The sequence below is a fragment of the Nocardia sp. Root136 genome (assembly GCF_001427185.1).
Taxonomy (GTDB): domain Bacteria; phylum Actinomycetota; class Actinomycetes; order Mycobacteriales; family Mycobacteriaceae; genus Nocardia; species Nocardia salmonicida.
On the sequence record NZ_LMFE01000010.1, the window covers coordinates 545,223 to 563,993 of the forward strand.

Annotated in this window: 18 protein-coding genes; 15 read left to right on the forward strand and 3 right to left on the reverse strand. The window is 68.6% G+C overall.

The features are described from left to right. Positions 1-93: 93 nt before the first annotated feature. The 9 genes from ASD42_RS27525 (at position 94) to ASD42_RS27565 (ending at position 10,060) form a co-directional block, all read left to right on the forward strand. Complete coding sequence (locus tag ASD42_RS27525; RefSeq protein WP_235569843.1) at positions 94-1,371, forward strand: ATP-grasp domain-containing protein; 1,278 nt, start codon at positions 94-96, stop codon at positions 1,369-1,371. Continuing rightward, positions 1,368-2,195, forward strand: coding sequence for a hypothetical protein (locus ASD42_RS27530; RefSeq protein ID WP_056821741.1), 828 nt, complete (start codon positions 1,368-1,370; stop codon positions 2,193-2,195). The genes ASD42_RS27525 and ASD42_RS27530 overlap by 4 nt, the downstream gene beginning before the upstream one ends. After that, the gene (locus ASD42_RS27535) at positions 2,192-3,232 is read left to right on the forward strand and encodes a PLP-dependent cysteine synthase family protein (protein WP_056821743.1); all 1,041 of its coding nucleotides are present in this window, start codon (positions 2,192-2,194) and stop codon (positions 3,230-3,232) included. Before ASD42_RS27530 ends, ASD42_RS27535 begins: the two co-directional genes overlap by 4 nt. Beyond that, positions 3,229-4,530, forward strand: coding sequence for an MFS transporter (locus ASD42_RS27540; RefSeq protein WP_056821745.1), 1,302 nt, complete (start codon positions 3,229-3,231; stop codon positions 4,528-4,530). The genes ASD42_RS27535 and ASD42_RS27540 overlap by 4 nt, the downstream gene beginning before the upstream one ends. After that, positions 4,520-5,467 (forward strand): GHMP family kinase ATP-binding protein, encoded by a 948-nt coding sequence (locus ASD42_RS27545; protein ID WP_063893745.1) that lies wholly within the window; start codon positions 4,520-4,522, stop codon positions 5,465-5,467. Before ASD42_RS27540 ends, ASD42_RS27545 begins: the two co-directional genes overlap by 11 nt. Continuing rightward, positions 5,464-6,318: an ABC transporter ATP-binding protein gene (locus tag ASD42_RS27550; RefSeq protein ID WP_084787328.1), complete on the forward strand. Its 855-nt coding sequence runs from the start codon at positions 5,464-5,466 to the stop codon at positions 6,316-6,318. The genes ASD42_RS27545 and ASD42_RS27550 overlap by 4 nt, the downstream gene beginning before the upstream one ends. Continuing rightward, on the forward strand, positions 6,315-7,406 hold the full coding sequence (locus ASD42_RS27555) for a FecCD family ABC transporter permease (RefSeq protein ID WP_056821749.1): 1,092 nt from the start codon (positions 6,315-6,317) through the stop codon (positions 7,404-7,406). The genes ASD42_RS27550 and ASD42_RS27555 overlap by 4 nt, the downstream gene beginning before the upstream one ends. 80 nt (positions 7,407-7,486) lie before the next feature. Beyond that, on the forward strand, positions 7,487-8,464 hold the full coding sequence (locus tag ASD42_RS27560; RefSeq protein ID WP_056821751.1) for an ABC transporter substrate-binding protein: 978 nt from the start codon (positions 7,487-7,489) through the stop codon (positions 8,462-8,464). Positions 8,465-8,605: 141 nt separating this feature from the next. After that, entirely contained in the window at positions 8,606-10,060 is a 1,455-nt protein-coding gene (locus ASD42_RS27565) for an AIM24 family protein (protein ID WP_056821752.1), read from the forward strand. Positions 10,061-10,121: 61 nt separating this feature from the next. Here ASD42_RS27565 and ASD42_RS27570 read toward each other — a convergent pair whose 3' ends face one another. Next, positions 10,122-11,414, reverse strand: coding sequence for a hypothetical protein (locus ASD42_RS27570; RefSeq protein ID WP_056821755.1), 1,293 nt, complete (start codon positions 11,412-11,414; stop codon positions 10,122-10,124). Positions 11,415-11,844: 430 nt separating this feature from the next. Between ASD42_RS27570 and ASD42_RS27575 the strand changes: the two genes are divergently transcribed. The 3 genes from ASD42_RS27575 (at position 11,845) to ASD42_RS27585 (ending at position 14,347) form a co-directional block, all read left to right on the forward strand. After that, entirely contained in the window at positions 11,845-12,405 is a 561-nt protein-coding gene (locus ASD42_RS27575) for a hypothetical protein (RefSeq protein WP_056821757.1), read from the forward strand. Positions 12,406-12,517: 112 nt separating this feature from the next. Then, the gene (locus ASD42_RS27580; protein WP_056821759.1) at positions 12,518-13,663 is read left to right on the forward strand and encodes an acyl-CoA dehydrogenase family protein; all 1,146 of its coding nucleotides are present in this window, start codon (positions 12,518-12,520) and stop codon (positions 13,661-13,663) included. A gap of 228 nt (positions 13,664-13,891) precedes the next feature. Beyond that, the gene (locus ASD42_RS27585; protein WP_162256242.1) at positions 13,892-14,347 is read left to right on the forward strand and encodes a DUF4254 domain-containing protein; all 456 of its coding nucleotides are present in this window, start codon (positions 13,892-13,894) and stop codon (positions 14,345-14,347) included. A gap of 5 nt (positions 14,348-14,352) precedes the next feature. Here the strand turns inward: ASD42_RS27585 and ASD42_RS27590 are convergent, their stop codons facing one another. Together ASD42_RS27590 and ASD42_RS27595 are read right to left on the reverse strand one after the other, a co-directional pair. Further along, complete coding sequence (locus tag ASD42_RS27590) at positions 14,353-14,718, reverse strand: Rv3235 family protein (protein WP_056821762.1); 366 nt, start codon at positions 14,716-14,718, stop codon at positions 14,353-14,355. A 288-nt stretch (positions 14,719-15,006) separates the two neighbouring features. Further along, the gene (locus tag ASD42_RS27595; protein ID WP_235569844.1) at positions 15,007-15,849 is read right to left on the reverse strand and encodes a DUF72 domain-containing protein; all 843 of its coding nucleotides are present in this window, start codon (positions 15,847-15,849) and stop codon (positions 15,007-15,009) included. A 98-nt stretch (positions 15,850-15,947) separates the two neighbouring features. On the opposite strand from ASD42_RS27595, the gene ASD42_RS27600 reads away from it, so the two are divergent. The 3 genes from ASD42_RS27600 to ASD42_RS27610 all read left to right on the forward strand — a co-directional run bounded on the left by ASD42_RS27600 (position 15,948) and on the right by ASD42_RS27610 (position 18,755). Further along, positions 15,948-17,168, forward strand: a complete 1,221-nt coding sequence (locus tag ASD42_RS27600) for an MFS transporter (RefSeq protein ID WP_056821904.1) — start codon at positions 15,948-15,950, stop codon at positions 17,166-17,168. Between the two features lie 42 nt (positions 17,169-17,210). Then, entirely contained in the window at positions 17,211-17,405 is a 195-nt protein-coding gene (locus ASD42_RS27605; RefSeq protein ID WP_200950522.1) for a hypothetical protein, read from the forward strand. 141 nt (positions 17,406-17,546) lie between these two features. Continuing rightward, positions 17,547-18,755 carry a L,D-transpeptidase gene (locus tag ASD42_RS27610; protein ID WP_056821765.1) on the forward strand — a complete coding sequence of 403 codons (1,209 nt, stop codon included), beginning with the start codon at positions 17,547-17,549 and terminating at the stop codon, positions 18,753-18,755. Positions 18,756-18,771 lie beyond the last annotated feature (16 nt).

Below are 18,771 nucleotides of genomic sequence, written 5' to 3' on the forward strand. Positions count from 1 at the left end.
CCGACCAGACGGCCCTTTGCAGCGGTAACGAGATTCCCCGGGGCACCTCGCTCGACTATCGAAAATCTAACGATAATGGTTATCATTAGCGTCTTGCTCGAGCTTGGAGGACATGTGGGACACCTGTTGATGGTGGAGAGCTGGGTGGGCTCGATGAGCACCCTGCTCCCGGCGGGAATCAAGAACAGCGGACACGAATTCAGCCTCCTGACCCGAGATCTCGGGCACTACCTGCGGGCCGGGACCCCGGTCCCCCACCCACTACTCGGTGCGGTCAACGTCTTCACCACCGAGACCAACGACGAGTCGACCCTGCTGCCGTACGTGCGAAAACTGCAGGAGGCCTTCGGTTTCGACGGGGTGCTCACCTCGTGCGACTACTACTTGCCGACCGTCGCCGCGATCGCCGCCGATCTGGAGTTGCCGGGTCCGGGCCGTACAGCGGTGGCCGATGCCTGCGACAAGTACCGGACCAGGCAGGTCTGCGGTGCCGCCGGTGTCGCGGGCCCCGCCTTCGCCGTCGCGCGGGAATGGGACGAGATCGTCGGCGCCGCAGCCGAACTCGGCTACCCGCTGGTGGTGAAGCCGGTCGACCTGTGCGGCGGGATGTTCGTCCGCCGGGTCGACGACGACATCGAACTGCGCGCCGCGGTGGACGCTGTCGCCGGATTCCCGGTCAACGCCAGAGGACAACTCCGCTCACCACAGATCCTGCTCGAAGAGTGCTTGGACGGACCGGAATTCAGCGTGGAGACGGTGACCGTCGCCGGGCATACGACCGTGATCGGGGTGACCGACAAACGGATCACCGGCGCCCCCGCCTTCATCGAGTCGGGTCACATGTTCCCCGCCGCTCTGTCCGACGCCGACACAACCGCCGTGGCCGACCTGGCCGTCGCGGCGATCACCGCACTCGGTCTCGACGCGACCGTCGCGCACACCGAGATCAAACTCGACGCGCGGGGACCCCGCCTGATCGAGGTGAACCCAAGGCCCGCGGGCAACCGCATCACCGAACTGGTGCGACGAGTGACCGGAGTCGACCTCACCGCGGTGCACGCCGACGCGGTCGCGGGCGGAAAGCCCGACCTCACACCACGAGACACCGGCATCGTCAGCGCCGCCGTCGCCTTCGCCGTACCCACGCGCAGCGGGCTGCTGACCAGGGTGGACGGCGCGCAGAACTGGGCGGCCGACACCAGAATCGTCGAGCAGAAGCTGGCGGAGCCCGGCACCGAGGTCCGCCCCGCCACCGACAACAACACCTACCTGGGTCACGTCATGGTCGTGGATGAAATACACAGCACCACTGGTGATCTGGCGCAGCGATTGATCGCAGACCTGCGCTTCGAACTCGAGGGCGCGCGATGATCGGGTCCACCCTTCGCCCCGAATCCGTCGCCGAGCTCACCACCTGGGCACGCATGGGCCGACTCGGGACCGAGCCGACCACCCTGCGCGCTTCGACGGCGTTCCGGACCACCTACGGCACCCGGCACCCGGGCCGCACCAGCGGATACCGCAACGAGGTGCTGAGCCTGCGGATCGGCGCGGCGGTGGGCTCGTGTGGGCTCGAACCCGGCACGGCCACCGACGATCTGGTCGACAGCTGTGTCGCGGCGACCATCGCGGAGTTGCTCGCGCATCCGGTGCCCGCGGTCCGGATCGCGGCGCTCGACGCCTATCTGATGCATGTCCGTCCGCACCCGTACGCGGGCGGGGTGGACGGCGCACCGGTGCTGATCGATGGGCCGACCTCGCTGACGAAGTCGCGTCGCCGGGCCGCCGCCGTCGTGGATCTGCTGCCGGCCGGGGTATCCCGGGTGTTGGTCGTCGGCGTGGTCGGTTCGCTGCTCGCCGAATTGCGGGCGCGCGCGATCGCGTACCTGCCGTGCGACCTCGCCGGTGGCGTCACCGAATGGGGTGAGCCGGTGTTCGAGTCGGTCGCCGATGCTCCGTCGGACTACGACGCGCTACTGGTCACCGGAATGTCCTTGGGCAACGAGACATTCGATGACTTCCGGGCCGTGGCGAAGCTGCGCGGCCTGCCGCTGGTGCTGTTCGCGCAGACCGGCAGCGCGGTGCTGCCCTGGTTCCTCGGCGCAGGGGTGCACGCGGTCTCGGCCGAGCCCTATCCGTTCTTCTCCCTCGACGGCGGGCCGAGCACCATCGTCACCTACCGAGAGCTGTCATGACCCCACCACAGCCCGCGCTCCTGCAGCTGATCGGCGGGACGCCCGCCGTGCCCATCGCATCCGGAAACAACTGGTACACCGCGAAACTCGAAGCGGCGAGCATCGCGGGCATGAAAGCCCGTGCGGCGGTCTCGATGTTGGGCGCCGCGACGGCGAGAGGCGACCTCGCACCGGGCGCGACGATCATCGAATCCACCAGCGGCACGCTGGGACTCGGGCTCGCACTGGCGTGTAAGGCGCTGGGCCATCCGGTGGTGCTGGTGGTCGACAACGAACTGGAACCCGATCTCCGCGCATTGTTCTCGGCCTTCGGAATCCCGCTCGACGTGGTCACCGAAGCACACCCGACCGGCGGCTGGCAGCAGGCCAGGCTGGATCGGCTGGCCGAACTCCTCGCCGCCACACCGGGCGCGTACTGGCCCGACCAGTACGACAACCCCGACAACGCGGGCGGCTATCAGGCGATGGGCGAGGAGATCCTCGCCCAGGTCGACGCCGTCGACGTGCTGGTCGCCTCGATCGGTTCCGGTGGGCACTGCGCCGGACTCACCCGCGTGCTGCGAAGCAGATGGCCTCAGCTGCGGGTGATCGGGGTCGACGCCGTCGGTTCCCGGATCTTCGGCCAACCCGACCGGCGCCGACTCATGCGCGGACTCGGCAGCAGCATCCTGCCTCGCAATGTCGCCTACGCCGACTTCGACGAGGTGCACTGGGTCGACGCCGCCGAAGCGGTCGCGTCGTGTCGTCGGCTCGCGGCGTCGACCGGCATCGCGGGCGGCTGGAGCACCGGCGCCGCCGCGCTGGTCGCGGGCTGGGTGGCCGAGCGCGAACCGAACGCGCGGGTGCTGACCGTGTTCCCCGACGGGCCACATCGCTATCTGCGCACCATCTACGACGACGACTGGTGTCGAACCAACGACCTCTTCCGCCCGACAACCACTGAACCCACCGCGATCACCACGCCCGACAGCGCCGAGGTGTTCGGCTGGGGCCGATGTTCGATCGTCAGTGACCCCGCCGCCGAGGTCAGCGCATGACGGCCACCACCGAGTCGGCTCGCGGCACCTTCCGCGCACTGCCCGGCGCCGTGCGGCTGCTGCTGGTGAATCACCTTGTGGGCCATATCGGTTTCTACCTCCTCGTGCCGTTTCTGGCCGACTACCTGCTCGACGACCTCGCGCTGTCGGCAGCTGTCGTCGGCATCGTGCTCGGGGTGCGCAACCTCAGTCAGCAGGGCTTGTTCCTGGTGGGCGGTTCGGCCGCCGACCGGCTCGGCGCACGCGGCGTCATCATGGTCGGCCTGGCGATCAGGGCGCTCGGCTTCGCGTTGTTCGCCGTCGGCGGTTCGCTGCCGGTGGTGCTGGCGGCCTCGGTGCTCACCGGTTTCGCCGGGGCGCTGTTCAATCCGGCGGTCCGCGCGTTCATCGCCAGAGACAGCGGTGCGCGCTCGGCGCAGGCGTTCGCGTTGTTCAACGTCTTCGGCAATGCGGGCTCCGCGATCGGACCGGTGCTCGGCACGGTGTTGATCGCCGCGGGGTTCCGGATATCCGCCCTGGTCGCCGCCGCGATCTTCGCGGTACTTGCCGTGGTGCAATGGCTGCTGCTGCCCGCGCGACCGGTGCCAGCGCACGAGGGCGGGGTCGGCGCCGACTTCGCGACGGTGTTCACCGATCGACGGTTCTGGGCGTTCACCCTCGCGCTGATGCCGATGTTCGCCTTGCAGAGCCAGATCTATTTCCTGTTCACCCTCCAGGCGCAGGACAGTGCCGGGCCAGGTCACGGTCCCGCCGCGGTGGCCGCGTTGTTCGTGATCGAGACGATCGCCGTGGTCGCCCTGCAGGTTCGGGTCACCTCGGTGTTGTCGCGCCGACCACAGCGCGGACCCGCGATGGCACTCGGGATGGCGATCATGGGCGCCGCGTTCCTGCTGCCGCCTGCCACGGCGGGCGCCGTCGCGTTCGAGGCAAACAGTGTGGCGGACACTGTGATCCGAGTTACGCCCGTGGTGATGGCCGCCGTGCTGCTCGCGATCGGTGTGACCGCGGTCCAGCCCTTCGTCAACGAGGCGATCGGCCGCTTCGCGGGAACTCGGCTGACCGGAACCTATTTCGGCGCGTTCTACCTCGCGTCCGGGCTGTTCACCGTCATCGCCACCTCGGCCACCGGCGCGGTGCTCGACCGCACCGGCGGTCCACTGAGCTGGCCGCCCGCGCTGTTGTGCGCCGCGGCCGGTCTGCTCTCGGCCGCCGCTCTGCTGCGACTACACCGGCGAAACCTGCTGCCCGGACCGCCGCTCCGCACTCCCGTGAAAGGCGCTGATATCGATGACGATTGATCCCGCCATGCCGGGGATCGGTGTCGGCCGCGCCTACGGCAGCTGCGGGGAGCTCCTGCAAGGCGTCACCGAACAGGACCGGCACTTCCTGGTCACGCTGCCCATTCGGCGCGGCACAGTGGCGGTGTTCGAACCCGGAGGCCACGGCATATCCGTAGTGCCAGAGGGTAAATCGAAGGCGCAGCGCCTCGCGGGCGCGATGGTGGCTCGGTCCAGGGTGCTGCGCGGAGGACAGCTCACCCTGCACAGCGAACTGCCCGAGGGCAAAGGACTGGCGAGCTCCACCGCCGATCTCGTCGCCACCGCCCGCGCGGTCGCCGACGCCGAGGGCCGCACCGTGCCCGTCGGCGAACTCGAAGCCGACCTACGCGCCATCGAGCCGTCCGACGGTGTCATGTACCAGGGCGCGGTCGCCTACTTCCATCGTGAGGTCCTTTTACTCGCCCGGCTCGGTCCCCTCCCGGCGCTGACGATCGTCACCGGTGACGAGGGCGGCTCGGTCGACACCGTCGAATTCAACCGGGGCGAACCCAGTTTCACCCCGGCCGACAAGCGGGAATTCGACAGGCTACTCACCGAACTCGGCACGGCGATCACACACGGTGACGTCGCCGCCATCGGCGCGGTGGCCACGCGCAGCGCCGCGCTGAGCACGATCTCACGTGCGCGGCCGCACCTGGACGCGACGATCCAGGCGGCGCGCGCGATCGGCGCGGCCGGGGTCGTCGTCGCCCACAGCGGCACGACCACCGGAATCCTGCTCGCCGACAACGATCTACGACTGCACGAGCAAGTCCTCGCGGCGCGACAGATCTGCGCCGAGTTCGCCTGTTCAATCGCGGTGCACCACTCGTGGCGACCCGGCGCGCAGCGCGTTCCCGCCGTCGACCATCCACACCTGCCGGCAATTCCCCGAACAGAGAGCACGCCGCGATGATCACCGTCGACCGGATCCAGTTCACCTACGACGGCCGAATCACCCTCGACGACATCAGCTTTCGAGTCGATCCCGGCAGCACGCTCGGATTGATCGGGCCCAACGGATCGGGCAAGTCCACGCTGTTGCGGCTGATGTATCGGGCACTTCGCCCAGCAGGCGGCTCCGTGGTCATCGACTCGACGCCGGTGCAGCAGTTGCGCGGGCGCGAACTCGCGAGTCGCCTCGCCGTCGTCGCGCAGGAAGCTCCGCCGGACACGCCGATCACCGTGGCCGAGACAGTGCTGCTCGGCAGATCACCGTGGGTCGGCGCGTTCCAGGGGTATTCGCGGGCCGATCGGATCGCCGCCGCAGCCGCGCTGGAGCACGTCGGAGCGCGGGCGCTGGCCGAGCGCCGTTTCGCGACACTGTCCGGCGGCGAACGTCAGCGCGTCCTGATCGCCAGAGCACTGGCCCAGCAGGCCGACCACCTGCTCCTCGACGAACCGACCAACCACCTCGACATCCGCTACCAGCACGAATTGCTCACCCTGGTCCGCGGTCTCACCACGACCACCACCGTCGTGGTGTTGCACGAATTGAACCTGGCCGCCCGCTACTGCGACCATCTCGTCCTGCTCGACCAGGGTCGTATCGCCGCCGCCGGAACCGTCGCCGAGGTCCTGACCCCGCAGATCCTCGAACCCGTCTACCAGATCCCGGTCCGCCGAACCTCCGCCTTCGGCGCCGTCCAATTGCTGTTCGGCCCGGCGACCGAAGAGGAAACGGACCGTGAGCCCGAGCACGACCTCCCCACCCTGAGCGCCGCCGGTTCCCTCACGGCCGATACGAGAGAGGCGGCCACGCGATGACCGCGACGACCCCGGTGGCCGACCCAGCCGTCGACGACCTCGACCACGCCCGTCACCGAGCCCGAACAGTGCTGCTGACCACGGGGCTGACCGTCGCGTTGGCCCTCACGCTGGTGGTCGCGGCCGGGCTCGGGCCGGTCGCGGTCCCGCCGGGCACGGTGGCGCGGATCATCGGCCACCACGTCTTCGGTCACCCGGTGACCGTCGATTGGAGCGCCGCACAGGACTCCATCGTCTGGCTGGTGCGGGTGCCGCGTGTACTGCTCGGCGCGCTCGTCGGCGCCGCGCTGGCGATCACCGGCGCGGTCCTGCAGACCATCGTGCGCAATGTGCTCGCCGACCCCCACATCCTCGGCGTCACCTCCGGTGCGTCCACCGGTGCCGCCGTGTACCTGCTGTTCGGGGTCGCCGCGGCGACCACAGCGACCGCACTGGCGGCGAGCGCGTTCGCCGGCGCGCTGATCGCCACCGCGCTGTTGTTCGTGATCTCGCGGATCAACGGGCAGCTCACCTCGCTGCGGCTGTTGCTCGGCGGGGTCACCATCGGCTACATCTTCTCGGCCGCCACCAGCTTCCTGATCTTCGCGTCCGACCGGCCCGAAGGCGCACGCACCGTGCTGTTCTGGCTGCTCGGGTCGCTCGCGCCCGCCGCTTGGTCCTCGGTCGCCACGACCGTGGCCGTGGTCGCGGTGTCGCTGCTCGCGGTGCTGCTGATGGCGCCTCGCCTGGACGCCTTGGCCGCGGGCGATGACACCGCGCGCACGCTCGGCATCGCACCGAACCGGATTCGGCTGTGGGCGCTGCTGATCGTGGCGCTCGCGGTCGGCGCGGTGGTGGCCGTCGCGGGGGCGATCGGTTTCGTCGGGCTGATCGTGCCGCATGTGGCCCGGCTGTGCACCGGCGGAACCCATCGGCACCTGCTGGTGGTCAGCGCGCTGATCGGGGCACTGTTCCTGGTCGTGGCCGACGTGGCGGCACGCACCGTCTTCGCGCCGCGCGAACTGCCCATCGGCATCGTCACCGCCGCCGTCGGGGCACCACTGCTGCTCGTCCTGATCCGCCGCTTCCAAGCGACCGGAGCGTCCTGAATTCCGCTCGTCACCAGGAAGTTCCGGTCATCGGAACCGACGAGACCCCTCCTCACCATTGATTAGGAATATCGATCACCGTGTTCACCCGTGTCATCTCCGCGCGCCGTTCCGCGATCCCCGTACTCGCCCTTCTCACCAGTGCGATCGTTACCGGTTGCGGCACAACGGTTCCCGCCACCACCTCAGCCGAAAGCGGTTTTCCCCTGACGATCTCGAGCTGCGGTCGCGACGTCACCTTCACCTCGCCACCACAGCGCGTCGTCACGGTCGGCTCCATCGCCGCACCGCTGATCGCGGCCGCGGGCGCCGCCGACCGCATCGTCACCCGCACCTTCGAAGCCGCGGCGTTTCCCGGCCAATACGGCGACGCGCTGAAGAACATCGAAATCACCGCGCCCACCGCCGAACTCGCCCGCGAGGAGATCATCAGCCGATCCCCCGACCTGGTCGTGAGCGTCGAAGGGCTCTCGGTGACCCCCGACGACCTCGCCCAGGTGAACATCCCGCTGATCGTCACCCGTGGCTACTGCCGCGACGCGGCAGGCACCTTCGAGGACGTCTTCGCCGACATCACCCTCTACGGAAAGCTCTTCGGCACCGCGAACGCCGCCGACGCCGAGGTCACCACGCTGAAGAAGCGGGTACAGGCTGTGACCGAACGGCACAGCGGCACAACGACTCCCCGTCCCGCCGCGGCACTGATCCTGTCGCGCGACGGCGCCCAGCTCAAGGCATACGGCGCCAAGAGCACCGTCCACGAACAGATGGAGATCCTCGGACTCGGCAATGTCTACGGCCAGATCGACAAGCGCAACTTCGAGGCCAACACCGAAACCCTCATCGCCGCGAACCCCGAGGTGATCATCCTGCTCACCCAGGGCGACCAGACACCCGACTCGGTGCGCACCGCCCTGCGCCAACGCCCCGAACTGGCCGGGCTGCGCGCGATCCGCGAGAACCGGATCATCGTTGCGCCCTTCGGCTACACCGGACCGAGTCCGGTCGCCGTCGAGGGTCTGGAAGTACTCGACCGCGAACTGGCGCAGGTGCGATGACCACCATCGTGCACGACGTGCCGGGCCCGCACGGCGGCGAACAGCCGCACTGACAGGTCGCTGCTGGCGCGGTGGCGCCATACACGGCACTATCGAACTCGTGGAACACCTACGAATCGCCCGACCTTCGGGTGCTGTGTCGTGACCGCGCTGGCTCCCGGCGAGAACCGGCCCGCGCCCGGTGATCAATTGACCATCACTGTGGCGAGTTCGGCGTCGGTCGATGTGTCGGCGCTGCTGGTGAACGGCGCGGGCAGAGTTCGTTCCGACGCCGACTTCGTCTTCTTCAATCAGCCCACCGGACCGGGCGTGGCGTACCGGCACGGCAATGGTGGGCCCGACGTGGTGGGCGTGCAGACCTCGGCATTGCCCGCCGATGTGGACAAGGTGGTGGTCACCGCGAGTCTCGACGGTCGTGGGCCCACGACCTTCGCCTCGGTCGGCGCCCTGACCGCCACCATCGAATCCGGCTCCACCGCACTGACTTTCCCGATTTCGGGGCTCACCACCGAGAGCGGTGTGGTGTGCGTGGAGATCTACCGGCGCAACGGGGCGTGGAAGGTTCGGGCGATCGGGCAGGGCTATGACGACGGATTGGCCGGTATCGCTTCGGCTTTCGGCGTGAATCTCGACGACGAGCCCGAGGTTCCCGCCGCGCAGAGTGCGCCGGTACCGCCGAGTCAGCCACCTGGCTACCCCTCCGCGCCTCCGCCGACCTACACCCAGGGCAACCCCGTTCAGCAGGGACAGTTCGCGCAGCCGGCCACTCCCCCACCTGCCTACCCCGGTCACGGCGCTCCGGGCCAGTTCGTCCCGCCGCCCGCGCACCAGCCGCAACCCTCGTTCTCTTCTCAGCAAGGAGCACAGCCCGTGCACAGCGATCTGTTCGACCCCTCGCACGCCGAGGTCAACGGCCTCGGTATCCAGAAGCAGGGCGGCAAGATGGTGAAGGTCGGCATGAACGGGGAGGTGATGGCGCGTTCCGGCTCGATGGTGGCCTACCAGGGTGACCTGAAATTCGAAGCGCTCGGCTCCGGCGGCATCGGCCGCGCCATCCGTCAGCACCTCACCGGCGAAGGCGTGCCGCTGATGAAGGTGAGCGGCCGAGGCGATCTGTTCCTGGCCAACAGCGCCGCCGACGTGCACATCATCGACCTCGACGGCACCGACGGCCTCACCATCAACGGCGCCAACGTGCTCGCCTTCGACTCCACGCTGCGCTACGACATCGGCCGGGTCCAGGGCGCGGCGGGCTACGCCTCCAACGCGGGCCTGTTCAACTGCGTCTTCACCGGGCGCGGCCGCATCGCCATCACCACCCACGGCAGCCCCGTCGTCCTCACCGTCGACCAGGCCACCTACGCCGACCCCAACGCCGCCGTGGCGTGGTCGTCCAGCCTGCAAACCGGCATCAAGCGCAACGACTCCTTCGGCCTCGGCCGTCTGATGGGCCGCAGCACCGGCGAGGCGAGCACCCTGGCCTTCTCCGGCCGCGGCTTCGTCATCGTCCAACCCTCCGAACTGCCTCCGGGCGGTCTCATCGGCGGCACCGGCGGCGGCCAGCAGGCAGGCACCGGCGGCAGCATCTTCGGCTGACCCCGAACACAGCACAGGCCGATACCCGCTCACTCGCGGGTATCGGCCTGTGTCTTGTCTGCTAGTTCGCGCGCTCCTTGCGGGCTTGGCGACGGGCTTCACGCATGTCGTTGAGTTCCTGTTCCAGGCTCTCCGCGATCCGGAACTGGCCGGTGTCGTAGATGCTGGTCGGCTCGATCGCCTCGTAGCCGAAATTGGCTTCGGCGAACGCCTTTTCGACGCGGGCCTCGATATCGGAGATCGCGCTCTTGCGGGCGGCGGGGACCGAGTCGGTGGCCGGCTCCGGCTTGACCGGTTCCTTGGGGGGCTCCGGTGCCACGACGGGCGCGGGGGCGGATTTCTTGGCGGTGGCCTTGTCGGCGGAGGACGGTTTGCCGATGCCGAAGCGCTTGCGCTTCTCCGGCGGGCGGCCGTTGCCGTTGGTGATCGGCTCGGTGGGCGTCCACGCGGGTTCGCGGGTGACGGGGGTGGTGGCGGCCGTTTCCGCGGCGGCGACCGCTTCCGCCCGAGCCATGCCCGTCATCGGCGGGGTGTAGGTGAGGCGGACGCCTTCGGTGGCCTGGCGGCCGAGGAGGTTGTCGGCCGGGTCGGGCAGGTCCCTGACCTGGCTGGTCGCCCGAGTGATGGCCAAGCCGTAGCGGGCGCTGACCGCGTCGTGGATCAGGAGCGCGACACCGATCATCACCGGCGCGACCGCGTGCACGGCCACGTCGTACCACCGCCCGTCACGCACGTAGGGATAGGTGTTGAGGGTGACGGTGAGGCCGAGCAGCGAAAGCTCGGCGAGGGCGACCTGGCGCCGGTTGTCGATCACGCCCCACTCGGCGACCTTGTTCGTGCCGACCATGATGATGATCAGACACACACTGATCATCGCCTCGAGCAGATAGCTGAACCAGAACAGCGGATCACTCGGCCCACCGGGCGCGATGTTCTGCTGCACGTTCACCGCCGACCACAGCATGCCCGCGCCCACCACGCCGGCCAATGCCTTCAGCGACCACGACCGGTGCCGATACAGCGAGGCGAGCTTCGCGTGTGGGCTCGATTCGCGACGCTGGGACGCCATCGCCTTCCTGGCGAGCAGCAGATCTCGCATGTCGGCCTTCTCGATCGCTTCGGTGGTCTGACGGCTGCGGTCCGATGCGGACGCCATCGCCTGGGTGTGCTTCCAGCGCTGCTCGCGATCCTGTTCACGGATGCGTTCGGCGAGTTCACGTTCGGCGCGCAGCTCGTCTTCGGAGAGCGCGTCGGTGAGGGCTGGATCGAATTGGTAGGCGAGGCGACCCCGGGCACGTTCGACTCGCTGGGCGAGCTGGCTGACGTCGTCCTCGAGACCGGACTCGATCGTCATGCCAGACCACCGCCCCGGGCGCGCGAAGGCAGGCAGGTGACCACAGGTGTGAACGGCACAGGCCATTCTTAGTCGATATACCCTCGAGCGCGAAACCGATGCTCCCACACGGCTGCCCGTACACGGCGCGCCGCGCGCGACACGCCCAACAATTTCGGGCGGCGACCGGATCTGCGAAGATAATCCCCCGCCGCCGCCGGAGCCGGAGTTTCCAGCGGTTCGGTGCCCGACCGTTGCCGAACACCGCGCGCCGACAACCCGACCCGGCCGGATCAGCGCCCCGGTGCCGTCGCGGCCACGCGCGCTCGGATCGTCGACCGCCCGGGTGAAACTTTGTTTCCTCGGACGTCCCGAACCACGGCCACCTAGGGTTGGGTGGGGGTGCCGGGGGGTTCGTGCACGCCCGTGAGATCGACTCCGGAGAAGCGAATTGACCCAGCACACAAGCGAACTCGACCGAGCGATCGCCGAACGGCTCGAACCGTGGACCGCACGGCTCGGTGCCGACCGCAAGGCCTACTTCCATCACGTGCTTCGGGTACTCCGCTCGGCCGACCTGTTGTTCGCCCGCAGCGGCGAGCCGGGGCCGCCGCCGAGTGCGCGCGAGGAGTTCCGCACCGCGGCGACCTTCCACGATCTCGGCATCTGGGCAGCCGCCACGTTCGACTATCTCGAACCGTCGTGCGCGCTGGCGGGCGACTGGCTGATCGCGCACAACCGCGAGGACATCGCCGAGCTGGTCACCGCGATGATCCGCGACCACCATCGCGTGCGCTCGGCGGGCAACGCCACCGACCCGGTCGAGCTGTTCCGGCGGGCCGATCTGATCGACGTGACGTTCGGCGCGCGCCGCTACGGCCTGCCCTACGCGGCCTACTCCGCGCTGATGCGGCGCTACCCCGACAGCGGGTTCCACTTCAAGCTGGTGGAGCTCACGGTGCGGCGCGCGCTCATCCATCCCCTCTCACCGCTGCCCATGATCCGCTGGTGAGAGGCCATTTCGGCGGTACTATTGTCACTACGCCAATACTGCGGCACACTGGTGTCCGTAACCACCGGTCACGCCTGGACCGGTGCTGTACCGAGCCGAACAAGGAGACTCGATGGCCGCCAATCGGTCCAGCTGGATGAACGAGGACCTGGACGCCCTGCGTGACATGACCCGTGCGTTCATGGCCAAGGAACTGGTCCCCAATATCGACAAGTACCGCGAGCAGCACCACGTCGACCGCGACCTGTGGAACAAGGCAGGCGAAGTGGGCCTGCTGTGCATCTCGATCCCCGAGGAGTACGGCGGCGGTGGCGGCACCTTCGCACACGAGGCCGTGCTCATGGAGGAGCAGGCCCGCGCGGTGGACACCTCCTGGGGCATCAGCCTGCACAACGGCATCGTGGCCCACTACGTCCTCGCCTACGGCACCGAGGAGCAGAAGAAGCACTGGCTGCCCAAGATGGCCAGCGGCGAGGTCGTCGGCGCCATCGCGATGACCGAACCCGGCACCGGATCCGACCTGCAGGCGGTCAAGGCCAAGGCGATCCGCGACGGCGACGAGTACGTCATCAACGGCTCCAAGACCTTCATCACCAACGGCGCGCAGGCCGACCTGATCATCCTGGTCGCCAAGACCGACCCCACCCAGGGCGCGGCAGGCGTCTCGCTGGTGCTGGTCGAGGCCGACCGCGAGGGTTTCCGTCGCGGTCGCGTGCTCGACAAGATCGGCCAGAAGGGCCAGGACACCTCCGAGCTGTTCTTCGAGGACGTGCGCGTCCCGGTCACCAACCTGCTCGGCACCCAGGAGGGTCAGGGCTTCATCCAGCTGATGCAGCAGCTGCCCCAGGAGCGCCTGATCGTGTCGATGGGCGCGGTCGCGGGCATGGAGGTGGCCCTCGATCACACGCTGCGCTACACCAAGGAGCGCGAGGCGTTCGGCCGTGCGGTGTTCGGATTCCAGAACACCAAGTTCAAGCTGGCCGAGGTCGCCACCGAGGCGCGGATCGCGCGCGTGTTCATCGACGACTGCGTCGAGAAGCACCTGCGCGGCGAGCTCGACATCCCGACCGTCGCCATGGCGAAGTGGTGGACCACCGACAAGGCGATGCAGATCGCCGACACCTGTCTGCAGCTGTTCGGTGGCTACGGCTACATGAACGAGTACCCGATCGCACGCATGTGGGTCGACAACCGCGTCCAGCTCATCTACGCGGGCACCAACGAGATCATGAAGGAAATCATCGCCCGGAGCCTGTGATACGCCAGCTCGGTAGCTGATCCCGGCCGGCCGCGAACAGTTGTTCGCGGCCGGTTTTCGCTGTTGGGGGGTCATTTCGTGACCTATCCGTCGTCCCCGCCGAGACGAATGTCCTTCGACAAGCGGTACAGATCCGACGGTGAGGACGGTGCGGCAGCAGTGGACACGGACGGCAGCGGTTCGACGGGACGACCCGGACCGGAACCGGTACTGCCGGACCGAACACAGATGATGCAGGCGGTCTGCGGGGTCACCGGTATCGGTGACCCAGTCCTAGCCGCCGCACACGAACTCGCCACCCTGCACGAACGCCGCGAACAACAGATACCCGGTGATACCAGCGACATCGATTGGGCGCGTGCGCGTCTGGTCTGCGAGATCGACCGCTGGGTCGTCCTGCGCTCCCCCACTCCGGCGACGTCGGCGCCGATGCACACCGAGAGCATCGGCGCCGTCGTCGACCGCATGGCCCATTTCGCCGCGCTCACCTACCGCGCGCTGGCCTACGGCGCCGAAGCCGAACTCCACGCCGCGCAGCTACGCCTGCACGAATTGTCCCGCGGCTACGACGATCTCATCGCCGAGGTGGCCAGCGGCGCTCGGCGGCTGCCAGACGGACTCGACGGCGACACCCCGGAAAGCGGTGGGGCACAACCGAGCCGGAACAACCCACGATCCGAGTAGCCCAGTCAGAACATTCGTACCGCAACCAATCGCCAACTGTCCTTGGAAGATTCGATGCGACCCGCGATGGCCAATGTCCGAGGGCCGCGTTGGTACGTGGCGAAGACTTCGGCGGCATCGCCCTCCACCGGGGTCAGGTGGAAGCGAGTCAAGGTGGCGGTCCCGAGATTTCGGTCGGGAGCCGAATCCTGCGCGAGCATCGTGTTGATGGCCGCCAGCGCCTTCGCGTCGGTGAACGCGCGCAGATGCGTGGACGATCTGCGCCGATCGACGACCTCGAGCAGGAGCCGCAAGACCTGCTCGGTGAATCGCTTCGCACTCGTGGACGGTCCGGCGGCGGTCGGCGCGGCATGCGGGCACGACGCCCGCACTGCCCTGCGGATACCGGCCGGTGTGCCACCGGTCGCCCTGCGCCGAACCGATCCCCTGACTGGTTGGGAACCGATAACATTCACAGCCGCTGACCGATGTACCACGGCCCCGCCCTCCAGCTGCGGCTCGCAGTGCGGCGCGGGCGACAACAACACTCCATCCGTCGACATACTCGTCCCCTTCGAGTTCGCCCACCCACTCCCCAGCGGTGGCGCACAGCATTACACGGGGGTACGACAAGTGTTCGCGAAATCGGTGCAGGTCACCTCACGTTGTCCGGCCCGTCCTCAGAAGAGGGTCATCGGTTCATCGGGCTCGGGGACGGGCTGCGCGGACAACTCGGGGACGATCGCGCGGACCTCGTCGTGGAAGCGGCGGGCCAATCCACGGGCGGCGGCGTTGTCGGGGGTGTGCACGAAGACCGTGGGCGAGCGACCTTCGCGCAGCCATCCGGCGACGGTCTCGATCCACGGCTGCCAGCCCGCTACGGTGCGTTCGGCGTCGGCGCGGCCGTGGTATCGCACGATCGGGTACTCGGTGAGCGCCCGCATCCGGCGCGGCACCCGCGGCTTCTTCGCCCTCGCCTCGTATTCGGATGGGTCGCCGGGTGGACCGTCGAACAGGACCGTCGTATCGAACGGCACCCATTCGGCCCCGATCCGTCCGAGCACCCGTTCCAGCTGCACCGCGGCCCGTTCGTCGTCGAAGAACGCCGGATGACGCACCTCCACAGCGCACCGCAGCCCACCGGGCAGCTCCCGCTGGAAGCGGGCGAGCGCGCCCAGATCGGTCGGCCCGAACGACGCGGGCAATTGGATCCACAGCGCGTGTACCCGCGGCCCGAGCGGCGCCATCACGTCGAGAAACGCGCCGAGTTCGGCACCGGCGTCGACGAGCCTGCGCTCGTGCGTCACCGCCCTCGGCGGTTTGAGCACGAACCGGAAATCGGGTGCGGTCTGCCGGACCCACGACTCGACGGTGGACGCGGACGGCGTCGCGTAGAACGTGGTGTTGCCCTCGACCGCACCGCAATGCCCGGCGTATGCGCGCAACCGCTCCCCCGACGCGGGCATCCGCTGCTGCCACTGGGGGTGGGTCCACATCGCACACCCCATCCGCAGCTCACGCACAGGCCGACGGTAATACAACGACCGACCGCCCTTAAAATGAGACCGGTTGCCACCATTTCGCCCATGCACGGGTGGCGGGAGTACGGAAAGGGCCTGTGATGGCGATTCTCACCACCGAGCGGCCCAGTGCTGTCTCCGTCAGCCGCGCCTGGCTCGGCGTGTCCGCGGCCATGGTGGCGATCGCGTGGGGCGGCAACGAGTTCACGCCGCTGCTGGTGATGTACAAGGCCCACGGGCTCGCGCTGACCGCGGTCGACCTGCTGCTGTTCTACTACGTCCTGGGCATCGTGCCCGCCCTGCTGATCGGCGGCCCGCTCTCGGACAGGTTCGGCCGCCGCCCGCTGATGCTGCCCGCACCGCTGATCGCCGCGGCCGGTTCGCTGCTGCTCGCGGCGGGCGCGGCCTCGGTGCCGATGCTGGCTGCCGGGCGGATGCTGTGCGGCGTCGCGCTCGGACTGGCGATGGCGGTCGGTGGCAGCTGGCTCAAGGAACTGTCGCAACCGCCGTTAGCCGCGGCCGCCACGGGCAAAGGGGCCCGCCGATCCGCGATGAGCCTCACCGCGGGCTTCGCCCTCGGCGCGGGTGTGGCGGGAACCCTCGCGCAGTGGGGTCCACTGCCGGATTCGACCGCCTATCTCGTCAACGCGGCGCTCTGCGTCGCGACCGCGTTCTGGGTGGCTCGAACACCGGAAACCGTGACCCGCCGAGCGAGTCCGGGCAGACTGCGCGACGACCTGAAGATCCCCGCCGCCGGGCACCGACGATTCCTGCGCGTGGCGGTGCCGATCGCGCTGTGGTTGTTCACCGCGAACGCCACGGCCTACGCCGTCCTGCCGACCCTGATGTTGCCGCGCGTGCAGCAGGCTCCGATCGCCTTCTCCGCCCTGGTCACCATGGTGACGCTCGGCTGCGGATTCACCATCCAATCGGCGGCGCGACGCATCGACCGCCCCGGCACCGCACGCGCCGGGGTGATCGCGCTGGTGCTGCTCACCACGGGCATGGTCCTGGCCGCGTGGACAGCGGCCACCCTGAGCATCTGGGTGACGCTACTGACCGCCGTCGTGCTCGGCAGCGGCTACGGCATCGGCCTCGTCGCCGGCCTCCAACAGATCGAACGCATCGCGGGCCCCGGCGATCTGGCCGGCCTGAACGCCGTCTTCTACTCGGTGAGCTACCTCGGCTTCGGCGTGCCCGCGGTCCTGTCGGCCCTGCACAGCAGCCTCGGTTTCGGCTACCCGGCCATGTACCTGGTCACCGCCGCGATCGCCGCGTGTTGTCTCGCGCTCGTGGCCTCGAATTACCGCGAACGAAGCTGAGCGACAACCCTTCCGCCTTCGCGGCGCATTACGGTGGATCGGGTGAGCGCCGACCCTGTCGAAACCCTCCTCCGCTGGCAGTATTCCGGCGCGATCTGGCGGGTCGTCGGGCGCCGACCGGACGCGGTGACCATCGCCCTCTACGAATGCACCGGCGGACAGGAAGTAGACCGCTTCACCTCCACCGATCCTGCCCTGCTCCGGTTTCTCGGCGAACGCGCCACCAGCGAGGACTGACCCGCCCGCGGTGAACGGAGCTACGCTGGTTGGCGCTATCGCTTCACGCCCGCCGGCCACACACGGCCGGGTCGCCCAGTGAGGAGAGACCGGGGTCGAGGTCAGCTGCGGAGCTGAGCGGCGCCGAGCACAGGAGAGCGCATGTCAGGACGACGTATTCGCGCAGGCCTCGCCGCCGCGCTCATGGTGCTGGTCGCGGCCTGCGGTAGCTCGCCCACCGACTCCGAGCCCGAATCCGCCGCCCCACCGGCACCGGCGATCTCGGTCGCACCGGCCGACGGCGCGACCGAGTTCGATCCGCTCGCTCCGGTCCGGGTCAGCACCAGCGACGGGCAACTCACCGCGGTCACGATGACCAACGAGCAGGGCGGCACGGTCGAGGGCATCCTCACCCCCGACCAGTCGGCATGGAAGCCGTCGGAACCGCTCGGCTACGGCCACACCTACACGGTCACGGCCGAGGCGGTCACCGTCACCGGCCGGGTCGGGCCGATCACCTCGTCGTTCACCACCCTGGCACCCAACAACCAGACCAAGGTCTATTTCCGAACCACCGGCGGTACGGAACTCTCCCCGTCGAGCACCTTCGGCGTCGGCACCGTCGTCGTCGCGCACTTCGACGAAGACATGCCGGATCGAGCGACGGCCGAGAAGCACCTGTCGGTCACCACCGACCCGCCCGTCGCAGGCTCCTGGTACTGGCTCGACAATCGCAACGCCCATTGGCGCCCCGCGAACTACTACGCGCCGGGGACGAAAGTCACGCTCGCCGCCGACATCTACGGCAAAGACCTCGGCGGCGGCCTCTACGGCCAGGAAGACACCAGGACCAGCTTCACCATCGGCCCCTCGCACGTCTCGATCGTCGACGACAACGACAAGCAGGTGCAGGTGTACGAGAACGGCACACTGATCAAGACGATGCCGACCTCACTGGGCATGGGCGGCAGCCAGACCGTCGCGGGCAAGACCATCACCTTCTGGACCCAGCCGGGGGTGTACACCGTGATGGACAAGGCGAACCCGGTGATCATGGATTCCTCCACCTACGGCCTGCCGGTGAACTCGCGGCTCGGCTACAAGGAATCCATCGGCTGGGCGACCAGGATCAGCACCGACGGCATCTATCTGCACCAACTCGACGACACAATCTGGGCGCAGGGCAACACCAACGTCTCACATGGCTGTCTCAATCTCAGCGGCGAGAACGCGCGCTGGTTCTACGATTTCTCCCAACCCGGCGACGTGGTCGACATCAGGAATACCGGCGGCGCCCCGCTCGAGGTGTGGCAGAACGGCGACTGGAGTGTGCCGTGGGAACAGTGGCAGGCAGGTAGCGCACTGCGGTGAACGGGGACAACGAATT

Coding starts and splice junctions, on each gene's coding strand:
- ASD42_RS27530 (WP_056821741.1), top strand. CDS start 1,368: ATGATCGGGTCCACCCTTCGCCCCGAATCCGTCGCCGAGCTCACCACC.
- ASD42_RS27535 (WP_056821743.1), top strand. CDS start 2,192: ATGACCCCACCACAGCCCGCGCTCCTGCAGCTGATCGGCGGGACGCCC.
- ASD42_RS27540 (WP_056821745.1), top strand. CDS start 3,229: ATGACGGCCACCACCGAGTCGGCTCGCGGCACCTTCCGCGCACTGCCC.
- ASD42_RS27545 (WP_063893745.1), top strand. CDS start 4,520: ATGACGATTGATCCCGCCATGCCGGGGATCGGTGTCGGCCGCGCCTAC.
- ASD42_RS27550 (WP_084787328.1), top strand. CDS start 5,464: ATGATCACCGTCGACCGGATCCAGTTCACCTACGACGGCCGAATCACC.
- ASD42_RS27555 (WP_056821749.1), top strand. CDS start 6,315: ATGACCGCGACGACCCCGGTGGCCGACCCAGCCGTCGACGACCTCGAC.
- ASD42_RS27570 (WP_056821755.1), bottom strand. CDS start 11,414: ATGACGATCGAGTCCGGTCTCGAGGACGACGTCAGCCAGCTCGCCCAG.
- ASD42_RS27580 (WP_056821759.1), top strand. CDS start 12,518: ATGGCCGCCAATCGGTCCAGCTGGATGAACGAGGACCTGGACGCCCTG.
- ASD42_RS27585 (WP_162256242.1), top strand. CDS start 13,892: ATGATGCAGGCGGTCTGCGGGGTCACCGGTATCGGTGACCCAGTCCTA.
- ASD42_RS27600 (WP_056821904.1), top strand. CDS start 15,948: ATGGCGATTCTCACCACCGAGCGGCCCAGTGCTGTCTCCGTCAGCCGC.
- ASD42_RS27610 (WP_056821765.1), top strand. CDS start 17,547: ATGTCAGGACGACGTATTCGCGCAGGCCTCGCCGCCGCGCTCATGGTG.